Source organism: Nocardiopsis sp. LDBS1602 (assembly GCF_035818715.1).
GTDB classification, from domain to species: Bacteria; Actinomycetota; Actinomycetes; order Streptosporangiales; family Streptosporangiaceae; genus Nocardiopsis; species Nocardiopsis alba.
Map to the genome: position 1 here is coordinate 46,019 of NZ_JAYLVW010000012.1, position 16,909 is coordinate 62,927.

The following is a 16,909-nucleotide window of genomic DNA, read 5'->3' on the forward strand; positions in this document are numbered from 1 at the left end:
TCTTCGATGAGGGGCGGGGGGGCGCGGGCTCCCCGCCCCTCTCGTCTCTCCGTCTCCGGGAGGAACGGCGTGAACCGGCCACGCCCCGTCCTGCCGTTCCGGGCTTCTCTGGCACTACGCTCGGCGACATGAGCGGTGACGACATCCGAGTACTGGTGGTGGACGACCACCCCATGTGGCGTGACGCGGTGGCCCGGGACCTGGACGAGGCGGGCATGACCGTGGTGGGCACCGCGGGCGACGGCGCCAAGGCCCTACGGATCGCCCCGGCGGCCCGTCCCACCCTGGCCGTGGTGGACCTGCACCTGCCCGACACCGACGGGGTGCGGCTCACCTCGGCGCTTCTGGCCCTGCCCGAGCCTCCGAGGGTCCTGGTGCTCTCGGCCAGCGGGGAGAGCGAGGACGTGCTGGCCGCGGTCAAGGCCGGCGCCACCGGCTATCTCGTGAAGTCGGCCGGCCGGGAGGAGCTCTTGGACGCGGTGCGGCGGGTCCACGCCGGAGAGGCGGTCTACACCCCCGGACTGGCCGGTCTGGTCCTCGGCGAGTACCGCCGACTCTCGGCCGAGGACGAGAGCGCCCGCACCGGAGACGAGAAGAGCCCCCGACTCACGCCCCGGGAGACCGAGGTCCTGCGTCTGGTGGCCAAGGGGCTGGCCTATAAGCAGATCGCCCGAAGACTGACCATCTCCCACCGGACCGTACAGAACCACGTGCAGAACACCCTGACCAAACTCCACCTGCACAACCGGGTGGAGCTGGTGCGCTACGCCATCGACCAGGGGTTGGACGAATGATCTCGGGGACGGAACGGATATCACCGGTACTTTCGGTCTCCCCCGCCCCGGGGAGGGGGCGGGATTTCGGAGGTCCTTTCCGGCCCGGGGGTTGGCTCGGTCTCGTCTGCCCCACTATGGTCTAGACCATCTGGCGTCCGACGCCGTCAAGACACACAACGTCGAGGAGAATGTCGCATGCGAGTCGGTGTGCTGACCGGTGGCGGAGACTGCCCCGGTCTGAACGCGGTCATCCGCGCCGTGGTCCGTAAGGGCATCAAGGACTACGGCTACGAGTTCATCGGCTTCCGGGACGGCTGGCGTGGGCCCCTGGAGGGCGACACCATGCCGCTGGACGTGTCGGCCGTACGCGGCATCCTCCCCCGCGGAGGGACCATCCTGGGCTCCTCCCGCACCAACCTGATGAAGATCGAGGGCGGTGTCGAGCGGGTCAAGGACAACATGGCCGGCCTGGGCGTGGACGCCCTGGTCGCCATCGGCGGCGAGGACACCCTCGGTGTGGCCCGGCAGCTGCACGACCGCGGCGTCAACGTGGTGGGCGTCCCCAAGACCATCGACAACGACCTCAACGCCACGGACTACACGTTCGGGTTCGACACGGCCGTCAACATCGCGGTGGAGGCGATCGACCGCCTGCACACCACGGCGGAGTCCCACCACCGCGCCCTGGTCGTCGAGGTCATGGGCCGGCACGCCGGCTGGATCGCCCTGCACTCGGGTATGGCCGCGGGCGCCAACGTCATCCTCATCCCCGAGCGCCCCTTCGACATCGACGAGGTCGTCGCGCACGTCGAGAGCCGTTTCCGGACGCAGTACGCCCCCATCATCGTGGTCGCCGAGGGAGCCCACCCCAAGGAGGGCCAGATGGAGCTCCAGACCGGCGAGAAGGACTCCTTCGGCCACGTCCGTCTGGGCGGCATCGGACAGAACCTGGCCGACGAGATCGAGCGGCGCACCGGCAAGGAGTCCCGCTCGGTCGTGCTCGGCCACGTCCAGCGCGGCGGCACCCCCTCCGCCTTCGACCGGGTGCTCGCCACCCGCCTGGGCGTGCACGCCATCGAGGCCGTGCACGACAAGGCCTTCGGTCGGATGGTCGGCCTTCAGGGCACCGACATCGTCCGTGTCGACCTGGCCGAGGCCACCGACACCCTCAAGACGGTCCCCGCCGAGCGTTACCAGGAGGCCGAGGTCTTCTTCGGCTGATCCGCGCCACGCGACGGCCCCTCCCGACCCCGTCGGGAGGGGCCGTTCGACGTCCGAGGGGTGTCGGTCCTCTCGATCGGCGCCGAACGGGAATGTACCGAGCGCTCCGGAGATTGTTCGATACTGGAGGGAAGCGGTGGACACTCCCGGTCTCTCCATCGCGCCCCTCTCCCTCTCATCGGGTACCAAGGCACCATCTTTTCCGGAGGTAGCACCATGTCCGCGTCGCTGGAGTCCGCGCCGCTCCCCGTAACCGAGGTCGGTGCCGACGCCGGGCTCGGAGAGCTCTGCGTGCTGATGAAGCTCGGCGAGATCGTCCTCAAGGGCTCCAACCGCAAGCTCTTCGAACGGCGTCTGCACAACAACATCCGGGCCTCGGTCCGCGACCTGGGCGACATCCGGCTCTCCCAGCGCGGCGCCGGTGTGATCATCGTGCGCAAGCCCGGGGCCTCGGACCTGGAGATCGCCGAGATCGCCGACCGCATGGCCAACGTCATGGGCGTGGTGTGGGTGCACCTGGTCCGCCGGGTGCCCAAGGACATGGACGCCGTCGTGGACGTGTCCGTGCGCTCCATGGCCGACCGTGAGGGCACCTTCGCGGTGCGCGCCCGCCGCCGCGACAAGCGCTTCGAGATGACCTCCTCCGAGCTGGCCGGCCTCCTCGGATCCAAGATCATCGAGGCCCACGGCTACAAGGTGAACCTCAAGCGGCCCGACAACACCCTCTTCGTCGAGGTCGACAAGGACGAGGTGTTCGTCTTCACCGACGGCATCCCCGGCCAGGGCGGTCTGCCCGCCGGTATGAGCGGCCGCGGCCTGGTGCTGATGTCGGGCGGTATCGACTCCCCCGTCGCCGCGCACCGGATGATCCGGCGCGGCCTGAAGGTCGACTTCCTGCACTTCTCCGGGATGCCCTTCACCGGCCCCGAGTCCATCTACAAGGCCTACAGCCTGGTCCGTCAGCTCGACCGCTACCAGGTGGGCTCGCGTCTGTTCGTGGTGCCGTTCGGCAAGGCACAGCAGCAGCTGAAGAGCTCGGGCATCGAGCGATTGCAGATCGTCGCCCAGCGCCGGTTGATGCTCAAGACCGCCGAGGCCCTCGCCGACGACCTCGGCGCCGAGTGCCTGATCACCGGGGACGCCCTGGGACAGGTCTCCAGCCAGACGATGACCAACATCACCGCCCTGGACGACGCCGTGGACCTGCCGATCCTGCGTCCCCTCATCGGCATGGACAAGACCGAGATCATGGACCAGGCCCGCTCCATCGGGACCCTGGCCATCTCCGAGCTGCCCGACGAGGACTGCTGCACCATGCTGACCCCGCGTCAGGTGGAGACCGCGGCCAAGATCGGCGACCTGCGCCAGATCGAGAAGCGTCTGGACGCCGAGGAGCTGGCCGAGCACCTGGTGACCACGGCCCAGGTGCACAAGCCCAGCTTCCTGGGCGAGGAGGCCCCCGCGAAGGTGACCCCGACGGCCGCCGCCACGACCGTCACCGCCTGAGCCGCCCTCCCCTCGTACACCGGTGCCCCGGCCCCTCCCACGTGGAGGGTTCCGGGGCACCGGTGCGTTCGACGGTCCTACAGGGCGACCGGCTCGGCCGTGGGGGCCGGGGTGAGGGTACGGCCGCTCAGGGTGGCCAGGGTCGAGGCCAGATCGCGCAGCTCGGCCAGGTCCTCCTCGAGCAGGGCCTGCGGGCCGTCGCACAGCGCCGTCTCAGGGCTGGGGTGGACGTCCACGATGACGCCGTCGGCGCCGATGGCGATGGCCGCGCGGGAGAGCGGCAGGACCAGGTCCCGCTTGCCGCCGGAGTGGGACGGGTCGACGATCACCGGCAGGTGGGTGAGGTTCTGCGCCACCGGAACGGCACTGATGTCCAGGGTGTTGCGGGTGGCCTTCTCGAAGGTGCGGATCCCGCGCTCGCACAGGACGATGTCGAGGTTGCCGCGCTGGGCGATGTACTCGGCGGCCATCAACCACTCCTCGATGGTGGCGCTCATGCCGCGCTTGAGCAGGACCGGCTTGCCCGCGTCGCCCACCGCCTGGAGCAGGGCGAAGTTCTGCATGTTGCGGGTACCGATCTGGAGCATGTCGGCGTAGGAGGCGACCAGCTCGACGTCGGCGGCGTCCACCACCTCGGTCACGATGGGCAGACCGGTCTCCTCACGCACGTCGGCGAGGATCCTCAGGCCCTGCTCGCCCAGGCCCTGGAAGGCGTAGGGCGAGGTCCGGGGCTTGTAGGCGCCGCCTCGGAGCAGCGAGGCACCGGCGTCCCGGGCCATGCGGGCGGCCTCGAGGGTCTGCTCGGGGGTCTCGACCGCGCAGGGGCCGGCGATCACGGTCATGTTGTCGCCGCCGATCGGAACGCCGCGCACGCTCACGACCGTGCGGCTGTCGTGGTTCTCGCGGCTGACCAGCTTGTAGGGGGCGGAGATGCGCAGCACGTCGGCCACACCGGGCCTGGCGGCCAGGCCGAGGTCCTGGAACCTCTCGACGTCGCCGACCAGACCGATGATGGTACGGCTCACGCCACGGGTCACGTAGGCCTCACCCCCGGAAGAGGTGACCATCTCGACGAGCGCGTCGATGTTGTCGGAGGTGGCGTCCGGCGCCATAACGATGACCATGTGGGTTGTCCCTGTTTCGTCGGTTGAAGGGCGGAGCCGCGTGGCGGTCGTGCCCGGCCGGAAGGTCCCGGAACACGAAAGAGCCCCGGGCCTGTACCGGCCCGGGGCTCCTGAGGATCGTCTGTGTCAGCGCAGCGCTTTACAGGCGACCGGGGAGAAGGGCCGGTAGCCATAAAAGCGCCAAAAGTTCCGCTGCATGGCTGTGACTATAGCGCATCGTCACCGTCCGCTCGCACGACCGGGGGGAGTGAGCCACCTCTCATCGCGGCCTGGCAGGATGACGGACACGGCGCCCTCCCGAAGGAGCGGGGGCGCGAGGTCCGCGGTTCGCCGACGGATCGACACGGTCACAGGGGGGCGGATTGTCCGAAGGAACGGAGGCCGAGGGCCCGGGCCCCGACGCGCGGACGCGACGTCCGGGGTTGCCTCCCGGGCAGAGGGCGCGCCGGGAGCACAGGCCGGTGCACTACGGGCGGGTGCCCTCCTTTCGCCCCGAGCGATGGGACTTCCGGGTGTTCGGGACCACCGAGTCCCTGGGCACCTACGGCTGGAGCTGGGAGGAGTTCTCCGCGCTGCCCTCGGTCGAGGAGGTCCGGGACTTCCACTGTGTGCTGCGGTTCACCGTCCCGGACGTGCGCTGGACCGGGGTGCGCGCGAGCGACCTGGTCCGTTGGGCCCCGCCGTCGCCGGAGACCACCCACGTGATGGCCTGGGGCGAATACGGCTACAGCGCCAACCTGCGCATCGACGACTTCCTCTCCGACGGGGTGCTCCTGGCCACCCATCGGGACGGGGAGCCGCTCTCCCCCGAGCACGGGTATCCGCTCCGGCTCGTGGTACCGCAGCTCTACGGTTGGAAGAGCGTGAAGTGGTTGCGTTCGGTGGAGTACATGGTGGGCGACCGGAGGGGGTTCTGGGAGGAGCGCGGCTATCACAACCGCGCGGACCCCTGGGGCGAGGAGCGCTTCTCCGAACAGGAGGGCCCGGAGGACGGCCCTCCCCTGTAGAGGGGCTCACGCCCCCTGGCGCGGCACCCGCATCTCGAACTCGGTGCCCTCGTCGGGGGCCGTGTGGATCTCGGTGCTGCCGCCCAGGTCGCGGACGCGCCCCAGGACGGACTGGGAGACCCCGAGGCGTCCCTCGGCCCGGGCCCGTTCCAGTCGTTCCGGAGGGATGCCCGGGCCGTCGTCGCGCACGCTCACGGTGACCGCGTCGGGTTCGTCCTCGACGAGCACCCACGCCCGGGTCCCCGGCGGGCAGTGGCGTTCGACGTTGTGCAGGGCCGCGACCACCGCCGCGGTCAACTCGCGCACGACGTGTTCGGCCAGGACGACCGGGGTGGCGGGGGCCGAGACGGTGACCTCGACCGACTCCAGGGCACGCAGATGGTCGCGCAGGTCGACGGAGCCCGGGACCGCCTCCGGGGCCGTCGTCGCCGCCACCGAGGGGTCCGGGGCGTCGGTGATCAGGGCCCGGAGGCGGACCTCCTGCTCACCGGCCATGCGGCCCAGTTCGGCCGCCGGTCCGCCGATCTCGTCACCGCGTCTGCGCACCAGGGAGAGCACCTGGAGCACCGAGTCGTGGATGGAGCGGGCGAGTCGCTCACGTTCGCGGATCCGCGCCTCGAGGGCGACGGCCCGGGCGAAACGCTCCTCCGCCTGTTCGGCGACGTGGGCCATGTAGCCCACGACCAGTCCGGTCAGGAGCAGCAGGACCACCCCGCGCGCGGTCGCCGCGGTGATGGCGGCGCCCATGATCGTCCGCAGGACGATGTCGGCCGCGCCGTAGGCGAGGGCCACCGCGATCGCGCCCCTGCGCCCCAGGACGACGCTCACGGACAGGGCCGCTCCGGCGAACCAGTAGGCGCTCAGCGGCGGGGCCTGGGTCAGGTAGAAGGGCGTGGCCGCCAAGGCGGTGGCGAACAGGCAGCCGAAGGAGACCGCCAGATCGGCCCAGAGCAGGCGGCGGGTCCGACGTGCCGGATCCGCGTAGGCCCGGGTGGTCACCACCGTCCACACGGACATCACCACGAGCACGACCCAGGCCGCCCACGGCGTCTCCAGGTAGCGGTGGTGATGGACGACCAGCACGAAGGCGTGGACCAGGGCCACGGCGCGGTAGAGGGCCAGAGCGCGCCAGAGGGGGACGTCGAAACCCAGGGGTCAGACCACCGCCCCGTCGTCGGGACCGTTGTCCCCGGAGGGGCGCGAGTCGTTCATGCGCAGGATGAGCATCACGAAGCTGCCGAGGAAGACCAGGACGCCCAGGAGCATCATCCAGTTGGGCAGGGACAGTCCGAAGAAGGCCGCGCCGAACAGCACGGCGGGAACGCCCAGGAGCCCGAACCAGGCGGCGATACCGGCCCGGTCGCCCTGGAGCAGGGGCGGGGGCGGCGGGGGTTCGTAGTGCCCCTCCAGCTCCGCCTCGGCCCGGCGACGCTCGGCCTCACGGGTCTCGTCGTCATCGTCATCGATGTCGCGCGGAAGGCCGGCGAGGATGTCGCTCGGCCGGACCCGGGACTCGTCGGGGGCGCCGAGGTTCTCTGCGTCGGGCCAGGCCACCCGTTCGCGTTGCTCCCCCTGACCTTCGGGTTCGTCGTAGAAACGGGCGACCAGGTCGTTCCAGACCTCGTCGTCCCCGGAGTCGCCCGGGGCGTCGTCGTTCCCCGGACCGGTACCGAGGTCCGTGGGTCCTCCGTCCAGGAGGTCGCCTCCGACCCCGGCCTCTCCCGTCTCCCGGGCGGAGGGTCCCTCTCGACCGCGTTCCTCGTCGCCCTCGACGCGGGTCTCCCCGCGCGGGGCCAGCAGGTCGGGCCCGTTCTCGTCCGGCCCCAGATCGGGAAGTTCGGAGCCCAGGACCCGCTCGGCGGCGGTGCGCTCCTCGGCGTCGACGTAGAGGTGATCGGTGGGCGGGTCGTCGCCCCGACCACCGGTGGGTTCCAGGACGTCCTCCTCCAGTGGGACCGCGTAGGCGGCGATCCCGCTGCGCCTGAGCGCCTCCAGCATGAGGTCGGCGTGTGAGGGCGCGAGCAGGATCAGGGGGACGTAGGCATCGGCGAGCAGGCCGTTGCCCCGACGTTGTGTCATCGGTCGGCTCCTTCCTCGCTTCTACTGTGCTCTCGCACGAAGGCGAGGCTGCCTTCGAAGATCGTGGCGGCGTCGTGGTCGAGTGTCGCCACGTGGTAGCTGTCGTGAAGCAGGTGGATCGTCAGCCGGGCGTCGACCGCTCTCCTGGCGAGGATACGCAGACTGTTCGGTCCGACGACGTGGTCCTGAGTGCTTCTATACGCCAGAATCGGCCCCCGCAAACCGGACATGCCCTCCTGAACCGTGCGCCACAGCTTCGGGAGTGTCGCGGCCGAGGCGGTGGGGATCCGGTCGTACCCGCCCTCGGAGACCCTCTCCAACGACACGTCGCTGGAGATACCGGGGGTGGAGGGCAGCAGACGGGCCGCCACGGAACGGAACGGTTCGATGAACGCGAGCCTGCGGTCCTCCATCGCCAGGGAGGGGTTGACCAGAACGACACCGGAGACGAGGTCGGGGTGATCCTGGAGCAGTCGGAGGGTGAGGGCCCCTCCCATCGACAACCCCATGACGAACACCTCGTCGCAGCGTTCGGCGAGGTCCAGCAGCGTCCCCTCGACGGCCGCGTACCAGTCGTCGGTGCCCGTGGCCGCCATGTCCTGCCAGGTGGTGCCGTGACCGGGCAACCGGGGGAGCTCGACGGTGAGCCCGGCCTCGGCCAGGTGCTCCGCCCAAGGACGCATGGAGTGGGGAGATCCGGTGAAACCGTGACAGAGAAGCACACCGGTCGAGGAACCGGAGTGGCTGAAGGGCTCGGCCCCCGGGATCAGGGGGATGGCACTGGTCGGTCTCACTGATCTGCTCCCGGGATCGTACGACGACGGTGGGACTCGGGGCCCCAGCCGTGAGGCTAGCCGCTCGGAAGAGCGTTCGCCATCGAGGAGACGGTCGCGTCACGCGGGACCCGGGATGGTGAGGAACACGGCCCCTTCCGGTGATCCCCCTCCCTTCGACGCGGGTCACCCTCCGAAGGGAGCGAACCGGTGAGTATCCTCGACTGTGCCCCGCGGTACGGCTCCCTCCCCACGTGATGGACACCGAGGACGGTTCCGGACGCTTTGGCGGTAATACGCACGTGGTGGAAGGATGGCTTCGTCAACCTCCCCCCGCGGTTCCGCGGGGGTTTCCTGACGTTGTCGGCAGAGCGGGACAGTGAGACGTGGCAGGCCCTTGCCCCAAGCTCCCCGCGTGTGCAGGGGTGATCTGAAGAGATGTTCTATTGGGTGGTCAAGGCGATCCTGGGGCCGGTCCTGGCCGTGTTGTGGCAGCCTCGCGCCGAGGGCGTGGAGAACGTGCCCAGGCGCGGTCCGGCCATCATGGTCAGCAACCACCTGTCGTTCTCCGACCACTTCTTCGGGCCACTGCCCCTGCCCCGCAAGATCACCTTCCTCGCCAAGGCCGAGTACTTCACCGGCACCGGTGTGAAGGGGTTCGTCAGCCGGGCCTTCTTCACCGGCGTCGGCCAGATCCCGATCGACCGTTCCGGCGGCAAGGCCAGTGAGGCGGCCCTGCGCACCGGTCTTCGCGTGCTCAAGCGCGGTGACCTGCTGGGCATCTACCCCGAGGGGACCCGCTCCCCCGACGGCCGGCTGTACCGGGGACGCACGGGCGTGGCCCGTCTGGCCCTGGAGGCCAAGGCCCCGGTGGTCCCGATGGCCATGATCAACCTGGAGAAGATCATGCCCCCCGGCCGCACCGTCCCCAAGCTGGGCGTGCGACCCAAGGTGGTCTTCGGAGAACCACTCGACTTCTCCCGGTACTACGGCATGGAGAAGGACCAGCGGGTCCTGCGCGCCGTCACCGACGAGATCATGTACGCGCTGATGGAGCTGTCCGGCCAGGAGTACGTGGACCGCTACGCCCAGTCGGTCAAGGCGGAGCTGGAGGCCGAGGCCAAGGAGGCCCGGCGCGAGCAGAACGCCGACGACAAGGACCGCCGTCGCACGAAGCGGGCCGCCAAGAAGGCGGAGCGGGCCGAGCGCAAGGCGGCGAAGAAGGCCGAGCGGGCCGCGAGGAAGAAGGGCTCCGACGAGGACGCCTGAGCGCGGAGGACGCCGTACCCGAAGGGGGCGGTCACCGGAAGGATCCTTCCGGTGACCGCCCCCTTCGGGTGTTCGCGGCCTCGATCAGCGTCGGGCCAGGTCCGCGGCCCCGACGATGCCCGCCTCGCCGCCGAGCTCGGCCAGGCGGACCTGGGCCGGACGACGGTTCGGACGTCCCGAGAGGTTGCGTTCGAAGGCCTCGCGCGCCGGGCCGAGGATGATGTCCCCGGTGTCGGAGACCCCTCCGCCCAGGACGAAGCACTCGGGGTCGAGGATGGCCGCGAGGTCGGCCAGGCCGATCCCGACCCACTCCCCCACGCGTTCGAAGCAGCCCAGGGCGCCGGTGTCGCCCTCCAGGGCCGCGCGGGTCATGCACTCGCCGTCGACCCGGTCCGCGTCCCCACCGGCGAGCTCCAGCATGCGGGCCGCCCGTACGGGGTCGGTGCGGGCCAGGTCCCGTCCCTCGGCGACCAGGGCGGTGCCGCTCGCGTACTGCTCCCAGCAGCCCTGGTCCCCGCAGGCGCACCGGCGGCCGTTCTGCACCACCCGGTAGTGGCCGACCTCGGCGGCCACCCCGTAGCGGCCGCGGTGGAGCCGACCGCCGAGGACCAGGCCGCCTCCGATCCCGGTGCCCAGGGTGACGCAGACGATGTGGTCGCTGCCGCGCCCCGCGCCGAAGCGGGCCTCGGCCCAGGCGGCGGCGTTGGCGTCGTTCTCGATGACCACGGGCAGTTCGATCCGTCGCCGGACGCGTTCCTTGAGCGGTTCGTCGCGCAGCCCCAGGTTGACGGCGACCTGGACGGTGGCCCGGTCCTCGTCGACGAAGCCGGCCACGCCCACGCCCACGGCCTCGACCGTGTCGTCGGGCCTACGGCCGCGCAGTTCCTCCACGGCCTTGGCCACGACCTCGGCGAGTTGGCCGGGGTCGCCGGACGGGGTCGGGTACTTGACCTTGTCCAGGATCTGTCCGTCGGGGTCGACGACACCGGCGGCGACCTTGGTTCCACCGATGTCTACGCCGATGGTCAGCATGGGACAGCTCCTTCGCACTTACGCCCGAACTCTGACATAAGTCTCAAGGTTCATGGCAGAGGGTTTTCAAATGGTGTAAACCATTCGATTAAACCAGGCATGCGAGGCCCCGTACACTCCGCGTCAGTCCCGCTTCTCCACGGCGTCCCGGGCGTCGCCTTCCGAGGACTCCCGGCGCACGCGTTCGTCGCGCTCGCGGTCCTCTCGTTCCCGCTCCTCACGCTCCCCGCGGAGACGCTCGGCCTCCTCGCGCCCCTCCTCCAGGGTCCGCTCGACCACGCCCCAGGTCCGCCCGAGGGCGTCGGCCAGGGTCAGCCCCGCCCGCCCCAGATGGCCGGCGACCTCGGGGGCGCTCGTACGGACGATGTCGACGAACTCCTCCAACGGAGGGCGCCGCTGATCGGTCTCGATCCGGATCGCCTCCTCCCACACGTCCTTCTTGGGCGGTGGGGAGGCGACGGCGCCCACACCACGCTTGACCCCCTCGACCAACAATCTGCGTTGCAGGGTGTCGACCAGGCGCAGGGCGTCGTCGATGAGGTCGGGGCCGTCGGATCGGGAGCGATCCCGTGCCGCGCCGTTGTTCTCGGTCATCTCTGGAGAGCCTCCTGTCGTGCCGTGGCCTCACGTTAACCGCCCGACAGGGGCGCCGGCAGACCTCTCAGGGCAGGTTCAGGGGGGAACCAGGGATGACTCGGGGACCCGACCACGTTGAAGGAAACGGGAGGATACACACCCATGGCCCCATGGATCGCTCATGGAGTCATAAAGAGCGACCCGAGTCCGAGGTGCGCCGAGAAGGGGGCAGACGATAGTCTCGGCTCCGTATATCCGCGCCGGAGACCACTCGGACACCCGCCCGACCTGCGGTCCCGGCGCCCCGGACGAGGGCGGGACCCACGCGTACGCGCCCGGGACGAGGAGCCGCCCACGGCACCCGGAACGGCGCGCGGACGGACGACCGACGGGGCCCGGACGGTTCCACTCGCACGTCAAGCCCGGATCACCGTTGGATACCGAACGAGGAGCCATCCTACTCACGAGTAGGATTCTGTTGTTACGGTCGTCACGGCCCCATCCACCAGCACCCGTACACGTCCAGGAGCACCACGTGCGCGAATACAGCTCTCCCGCGAAAGCCGAGATCTCAGACGAGGCGCGGCTGACCGACACGCTCTTTGCGCGCGCGGCCGGCGAGCCGAAGGCGATCGCCGCCCGCCGTCAGGAGCAGGCCGGTTCCGGCCAGTGGCGTGACGTGACCGTCGAGCGTCTGCACGCCGACATCGTCGGTTACGCCAAGGCACTGATCAACGCGGGCATCGAGCAGGGCGACCGCGTGGCCCTCATGTCGCGCACCCGCTACGAGTGGACCGTCATCGACTACGCCATCTGGTCGATCGGCGCCGTCACCGTCCCGATCTACGAGACCTCCTCCGCCGAGCAGATCCAGTGGATCCTGTCCGACTCCGGCGCCAAGGCCGCCTTCGTCGAGACCCCCGACCACGCCGAGCGCGTCGAGTCGATCCGCGAGCAGGCCCCCGAGCTGACCAAGGTGTGGCGCTTCGACGGCGACGACCTGGAGAAGCTGGTCGCCACCGGCACCGGGATCTCCGACGAGGACCTGGAGAAGCGTCGCACCGCCGTCAAGGCCGACGACCTCGCCACCCTCATCTACACCTCCGGCACCACCGGCCGCCCCAAGGGTTGCGAGCTCACCCACCGCAACTTCCTCTTCATCGCCCACGCGGCGCTGGAGGGCCCGGCCAAGCCCATCATCCTCGGGCACGAGGGCGCCCCCTCCACTCTGCTCTTCCTCCCCCTCGCGCACGTCTTCGCGCGCTTCGTCCAGGTCATGGTCATCGAGGGCAAGGCCGTCCTGGGCCACTTCCCCAGCACCGGTCCGGACCTGATCGACCAGTTCTCGGTCTTCAAGCCCACCTTCCTGCTCGCGGTCCCCCGCGTGTTCGAGAAGGTCTTCACCAAGGCCCAGCAGAAGGCCGAGGCCGAGGGCAAGGGCAAGATCTTCAACATCGCCGCCGACACCGCGATCGAGTACAGCAAGGCCCTGGGCAAGGGCAACGTGCCGCTGACCCTCAAGCTCAAGCACGGCCTGTTCAAGAAGCTGGTCTACAGCAAGCTCATGGACCGTCTGGGCGGCGAGGCCCGCTACGCGGTCTCCGGCGGTTCGGCCCTGGGCGACCGCCTGGGCCACTTCTTCCGCGGCGCCGGCCTCACCATCATCGAGGGCTACGGTCTCACCGAGACCACCGCCCCGACCTCGGTCAACAGCCCCGGCTTCAACAAGATCGGCACCGTCGGCCAGCCCATGCCTGGCACCACCATCAAGATCGGCGACGACGGCGAGATCCTGCTCAAGGGCGACCACATCATGGTCGGCTACTGGCAGAACGAGAAGGCCTCGAAGGAGGCCTTCGAGGACGGCTTCTACCGCACCGGCGACCTCGGCTCCCTCGACGACGACGGGTTCCTGAGCATCACCGGTCGCAAGAAGGAGATCATCGTGACCGCCGGCGGCAAGAACGTCGCCCCGGCCGTCCTCGAAGACCGGATCCGCGCCCACGCCCTGGTCAGCCAGTGCATGGTCGTCGGCGACAACCGCAAGTTCATCGCCGCCCTGATCACGATCGACCCCGAGTCGTTCGCGCTCTGGAAGGACCAGAACGGCAAGAGCGGCGAGATCGCCGACCTGACCGAGGACGCCGACCTCCAGGCCGCGATCCAGGGTGCCGTCGACGACGCCAACAAGGCCGTGTCCAAGGCCGAGGGCATCAAGAAGTTCAAGATCCTGCCGAGCGACTTCACCGAGGAGGGCGGCCAGATGACCGCCTCCCTGAAGGTCAAGCGCCACGTGGTCAGCAAGCAGTGGAGCAAGGAGATCGACGACATCTACGACGTCTGATCCTCGAAGTCCTCCCCGAGGGGCCGGTCGCCGACGCGACCGGCCCCTCGGCCTTTCCCACCGGCCGTCAGCAGGTCCCGGTGGGCTCCGGGCCGTAGCCCGAGATGACGCCGGAACGCCTCACTGAATCCGTACGGGTCGGCGTACCCGACCCGGCGCGACACGCTGTCGACGGTGGCGCCGGGCTCCAACAACAGTTCCGACGCCAGGGTCATCCGCCACGCCGTCGGATAGGCGATGGGGCTCTCCCCCACCAGTTCGTTGAACCGGCGGGCGAAGGAGGCACGGGAGACCCCTCCCCGCGCGGCCAGGTGGAGGGGATGGCCTCCCTCCGGGGTGAGCGCCCCGTCGCCGCCGAGGAGGATCACCAGACCGAAACGCTCCTCCTCCCCCTTCACCGGTACCGACCACGGCCCCCGCAGGAACCCCCGCCGCCGGCGCGCTCCTGGGAGCGGCCGGAGCGGCGGTCCTGCCCTCGACCCTGGCCCTGATCTCGACGCTCTTCGTGGATCCGCGTCGTCGGGCATCGCCGTCGGCCCGGTGATCGGCGGGGCGGTGGTCGCCCACTTCTGGTGGGGGTCGGTGTTCCTGGTGGGTGTCCCGGTGATCGTGGCACTGCTGATCGCCGCGGTCATGGGCGTCCTCTTCACCCGCCGTCAGGCCCGGGTGCCCGGCCCTCTGCCGGAGGTCTCCCTATTGCGTGACCGGACCTTCCGGGCCGCGCTGCTCCTGCTCTTCCTGGGCCTGGCCGCGATGAACGGCGTCCAGTACCTGGCGCCGCAGTACCTGCGTCTGGTGATGGACGTCCCGCCCCTGACCGCCGGGCTCTGGCTGGTCCCCCCTGCCCTGGCCCTGATCCTGGGCTCTCAGGCGACCCCCGTCCTGGCCCGGCGCCTGAGGCCCGCACTCGTCATCGTCGCCGGCGTCGCGATCGCGCTCCCCGGGTTCGCCGTACCGGCCGGCGCCGACGGCCGGGAGGCCTGGTGGCTGAGCGCGGGGTTGAGCCTGGTGGTCCTCGGTGTGGCCCCGATCACCGTGCTGGGCACGGATCTGGCCGTGGGAGCCGCCGCCCCGGAACGGGCGGGGGCCGCCTCCGCCCTGGGACAGACCGCCTACGAGCTGGGACCGGCCTTCGGGATCGCCACGATCGGCACCGTGGCGGCCTCGATCTATCGGAACGAGGTGATCGCCCGGGCCCCGTCGGATCTGCCCGCACCCCTGGTGGAGTCCGCCGCCGACGGTATGGGAGGAGGCGTCGCCCTCGCGGAGGGGACGTCCGGGCCCGCCGGAGAGGCGTTCGTGTCCGCGGTCCGCGCCGCCTTCGACACGGCCTTCGCCGCCGCGGCCTGGACGAGCGCGGGTCTGGCGGTCCTGGTCGGGGTGTGGTCCCTGATGTCCTTGTGGCATCTTCGCCCTCTCGGGCGGGAGCCCGAGGGCGCGGGAAGGTCTCCCGAGGCCGCAGAGAGGATCTGAGGGCCTCCTGGACGCCTTCCCCGAACACGTGAGGGGCCCGACCGCGCTCGGCGGTCGGGCCCCTCATCGGGACGCGGGGGACCTAGTGGTCCTTGTCGCTCCCGTGGTGCAGGTGGTGCCCGCTGTGGGGCTCCACGCCCTCGAAGGAGATGTTGTCCTTCGTGTACCAGTGGGCCAGGGACCTGCGGAGTTTGCCCATGCCCTTGCGGGCCTCGGGGTTCTCCACGCCCTTCTCGTCGGTCGTCCCCTCCGTCAGAGCGTCGGAGGTGATGACCGGCTTGCTCTCCAGCACGTGGGTGGTCTCGGCCGAGCTCTCCTTGTGGACCTCGATGAACTCACCGCTCGGGAGCTGCTGGATGGTGCCGCTCTCGTAACCGTGCTCCAGGATCTCCCGGTCACGGCGCTGGAGACCCAGGCAGATCCGCTTGGCGACGATGAAACCGATGATCGGACCGAGGATGGCCAGCGTACGGAAGATGTACGTGGTCACGTAGAGGTCGATCGAGAAGGTCTCCGACAGGATGTCGTTCGAACCGGCGAGCCAGAGCACACCGTAGAAGACGATGCCGGCGACGCCCAGACCGGTGCGGACCGGGGCGTTGCGCGGGCGGTCCGCGACGTTGTGGGCGCTCTTGTCACCGGTGATCCACTGCTCGATGAACGGCCACATGGCCAGTCCACCGAAGATCAGGCCGGGGATGACCAGACCGGGCACGAGGACCGCGGTCATGATCGGGTATCCGGCGCCGATCGGGATCGTGAAGTCGAGCCAGTTCGGGAAGATCCGCAGCGAACCCTCCATGAAGCCCATGTACCAGTCCGGCTGGAGACCGGAGGTGATGGACGTCGGCGTGAAGGGACCGAACAGGTGGATCGGGTTGATCTGGACAAGGGCGCTCAGACCCGCGATGACGGCGAAGGTGAAGAAGAAGAACCCACCCGCCTTGACCGCGAACCCGGGGAACATGGGTGTTCCCACGACCGTCTTGTCCGTTCGTCCCGTCCCTGGATACTGCGTGTGCTTCTGGTGCCACAGGATCATGAAGTGCGCCACGATGAGCGCCAGCAGGATCGCCGGGATCAGCAGCACGTGCAGCATGTACAGACGCGTGATGATGTCCTCGCCGGGGAACTCCCCGCCGAACAGGAACATCGAGATGTAGGAGCCCACCAGTGGCAGCGCCAACATCACGCCCTGGAGGATGCGAACACCCATACCGGAGGGCAGGTCGTCCGGCAGCGAGTAGCCGAAGAGGCCCTCGACCATGGCCAGACCGAAGATGGCGATACCGATGAGCCAGTTGATCTCACGCGGCTTGCGGAACGCCCCGGTGAAGAACACACGGAGCATGTGCACCACAAGGGAGGCCACGAAGATCAGCGCGGCCCAGTGGTGGATCTGACGCATGAGGAACCCGCCCCGGACATCGAAGTCGATGTACAGGGTCGAGGCGAACGCCTCACTCATCGGAACGCCCTGGAGGCGCTCGTAGGAGCCGTCGTAGATGATCTCCGTCATGCTCGGTTTGAACCAGAGCGTCAGGAAGACACCGCTCAAGAGCAGGATGATGAACGAGTACAGCGCGATCTCGCCCAGCATGAAGGACCAGTGGTTCGGGAAGACCTTGCGCAGGTTCTTCTCACCGGTCTTCGCCAGGTGGAAGCGGTCGTCGATGAAGTTTCCGACGCCGCGCAGCGCCTTGGGTGCTTGCGTGGTCTTACTCATCGA

General features: G+C 69.6%; 15 protein-coding genes. 7 read left to right on the forward strand and 8 right to left on the reverse strand.

The genetic code is table 11. The annotated features are described in order from the left end of the window. Nucleotides 1–128: 128 nt before the first annotated feature. The 3 genes from U9J66_RS24170 (at nt 129) to thiI (ending at nt 3,503) form a co-directional block, all read left to right on the forward strand. Entirely contained in the window at nt 129–794 is a 666-nt protein-coding gene (locus tag U9J66_RS24170) for a response regulator (protein WP_161110188.1), read from the forward strand. A gap of 177 nt (nt 795–971) precedes the next feature. Next, on the forward strand, nt 972–1,997 hold the full coding sequence (locus U9J66_RS24175; RefSeq protein WP_014910132.1) for a 6-phosphofructokinase: 1,026 nt from the start codon (nt 972–974) through the stop codon (nt 1,995–1,997). Nucleotides 1,998–2,213: 216 nt separating this feature from the next. After that, nucleotides 2,214–3,503: a tRNA uracil 4-sulfurtransferase ThiI gene (gene thiI, locus U9J66_RS24180; protein WP_014908828.1), complete on the forward strand. Its 1,290-nt coding sequence runs from the start codon at nt 2,214–2,216 to the stop codon at nt 3,501–3,503. 77 nt (nt 3,504–3,580) lie between these two features. On the opposite strand, the gene aroF is transcribed toward thiI, so the two are convergent. Then, a complete protein-coding gene (aroF, locus tag U9J66_RS24185; protein WP_014912155.1) occupies nt 3,581–4,627 on the reverse strand; it encodes a 3-deoxy-7-phosphoheptulonate synthase in 1,047 nt (348 codons plus the stop codon). 362 nt (nt 4,628–4,989) lie between these two features. On the opposite strand from aroF, the gene U9J66_RS24190 reads away from it, so the two are divergent. Beyond that, nucleotides 4,990–5,634 (forward strand): molybdopterin-dependent oxidoreductase, encoded by a 645-nt coding sequence (locus U9J66_RS24190; RefSeq protein WP_326338848.1) that lies wholly within the window; start codon nt 4,990–4,992, stop codon nt 5,632–5,634. 6 nt (nt 5,635–5,640) lie between these two features. On the opposite strand, the gene macS is transcribed toward U9J66_RS24190, so the two are convergent. Genes macS through U9J66_RS24205 form a run of 3 tightly spaced genes read right to left on the reverse strand, consistent with a single transcriptional unit; the run spans nt 5,641 to nt 8,507 of the window. Then, nucleotides 5,641–6,738 carry a MacS family sensor histidine kinase gene (macS, locus tag U9J66_RS24195; RefSeq protein ID WP_442789872.1) on the reverse strand — a complete coding sequence of 366 codons (1,098 nt, stop codon included), beginning with the start codon at nt 6,736–6,738 and terminating at the stop codon, nt 5,641–5,643. A gap of 51 nt (nt 6,739–6,789) precedes the next feature. After that, nucleotides 6,790–7,713 (reverse strand): hypothetical protein, encoded by a 924-nt coding sequence (locus U9J66_RS24200; protein WP_326338849.1) that lies wholly within the window; start codon nt 7,711–7,713, stop codon nt 6,790–6,792. Then, nucleotides 7,710–8,507 carry an alpha/beta hydrolase gene (locus tag U9J66_RS24205; RefSeq protein ID WP_014909495.1) on the reverse strand — a complete coding sequence of 266 codons (798 nt, stop codon included), beginning with the start codon at nt 8,505–8,507 and terminating at the stop codon, nt 7,710–7,712. The genes U9J66_RS24200 and U9J66_RS24205 overlap by 4 nt, the downstream gene beginning before the upstream one ends. Nucleotides 8,508–8,924: 417 nt before the next feature. Between U9J66_RS24205 and U9J66_RS24210 the strand changes: the two genes are divergently transcribed. After that, complete coding sequence (locus U9J66_RS24210) at nt 8,925–9,755, forward strand: lysophospholipid acyltransferase family protein (RefSeq protein ID WP_017535119.1); 831 nt, start codon at nt 8,925–8,927, stop codon at nt 9,753–9,755. 84 nt (nt 9,756–9,839) lie between these two features. On the opposite strand, the gene U9J66_RS24215 is transcribed toward U9J66_RS24210, so the two are convergent. Together U9J66_RS24215 and U9J66_RS24220 are read right to left on the reverse strand one after the other, a co-directional pair. Beyond that, nucleotides 9,840–10,787 (reverse strand): ROK family glucokinase, encoded by a 948-nt coding sequence (locus U9J66_RS24215; RefSeq protein WP_326338850.1) that lies wholly within the window; start codon nt 10,785–10,787, stop codon nt 9,840–9,842. Between the two features lie 123 nt (nt 10,788–10,910). Then, on the reverse strand, nt 10,911–11,381 hold the full coding sequence (locus tag U9J66_RS24220) for a hypothetical protein (RefSeq protein ID WP_326338851.1): 471 nt from the start codon (nt 11,379–11,381) through the stop codon (nt 10,911–10,913). A 517-nt stretch (nt 11,382–11,898) separates the two neighbouring features. Between U9J66_RS24220 and U9J66_RS24225 the strand changes: the two genes are divergently transcribed. Continuing rightward, nucleotides 11,899–13,707 carry an AMP-dependent synthetase/ligase gene (locus U9J66_RS24225; RefSeq protein ID WP_014910279.1) on the forward strand — a complete coding sequence of 603 codons (1,809 nt, stop codon included), beginning with the start codon at nt 11,899–11,901 and terminating at the stop codon, nt 13,705–13,707. On the opposite strand, the gene U9J66_RS24230 is transcribed toward U9J66_RS24225, so the two are convergent. Beyond that, the gene (locus U9J66_RS24230; RefSeq protein WP_326338854.1) at nt 13,695–14,105 is read right to left on the reverse strand and encodes a helix-turn-helix transcriptional regulator; all 411 of its coding nucleotides are present in this window, start codon (nt 14,103–14,105) and stop codon (nt 13,695–13,697) included. The two genes, U9J66_RS24225 and U9J66_RS24230, sit on opposite strands and share 13 nt — an antisense overlap. On the opposite strand from U9J66_RS24230, the gene U9J66_RS24235 reads away from it, so the two are divergent. Beyond that, nucleotides 14,044–15,180 (forward strand): MFS transporter, encoded by a 1,137-nt coding sequence (locus tag U9J66_RS24235; protein ID WP_326338856.1) that lies wholly within the window; start codon nt 14,044–14,046, stop codon nt 15,178–15,180. The two genes, U9J66_RS24230 and U9J66_RS24235, sit on opposite strands and share 62 nt — an antisense overlap. 82 nt (nt 15,181–15,262) lie before the next feature. Here U9J66_RS24235 and qcrB read toward each other — a convergent pair whose 3' ends face one another. Then, a complete protein-coding gene (qcrB, locus tag U9J66_RS24240) occupies nt 15,263–16,906 on the reverse strand; it encodes a cytochrome bc1 complex cytochrome b subunit (protein ID WP_014913558.1) in 1,644 nt (547 codons plus the stop codon). Nucleotides 16,907–16,909: the final 3 nt, after the last annotated feature.

Coding starts and splice junctions, on each gene's coding strand:
- U9J66_RS24170 (WP_161110188.1), top strand. CDS start 129: ATGAGCGGTGACGACATCCGAGTACTGGTGGTGGACGACCACCCCATG.
- U9J66_RS24175 (WP_014910132.1), top strand. CDS start 972: ATGCGAGTCGGTGTGCTGACCGGTGGCGGAGACTGCCCCGGTCTGAAC.
- thiI (WP_014908828.1), top strand. CDS start 2,214: ATGTCCGCGTCGCTGGAGTCCGCGCCGCTCCCCGTAACCGAGGTCGGT.
- aroF (WP_014912155.1), bottom strand. CDS start 4,627: ATGGTCATCGTTATGGCGCCGGACGCCACCTCCGACAACATCGACGCG.
- U9J66_RS24200 (WP_326338849.1), bottom strand. CDS start 7,713: ATGACACAACGTCGGGGCAACGGCCTGCTCGCCGATGCCTACGTCCCC.
- U9J66_RS24210 (WP_017535119.1), top strand. CDS start 8,925: ATGTTCTATTGGGTGGTCAAGGCGATCCTGGGGCCGGTCCTGGCCGTG.
- U9J66_RS24215 (WP_326338850.1), bottom strand. CDS start 10,787: ATGCTGACCATCGGCGTAGACATCGGTGGAACCAAGGTCGCCGCCGGT.
- U9J66_RS24220 (WP_326338851.1), bottom strand. CDS start 11,381: ATGACCGAGAACAACGGCGCGGCACGGGATCGCTCCCGATCCGACGGC.
- qcrB (WP_014913558.1), bottom strand. CDS start 16,906: ATGAGTAAGACCACGCAAGCACCCAAGGCGCTGCGCGGCGTCGGAAAC.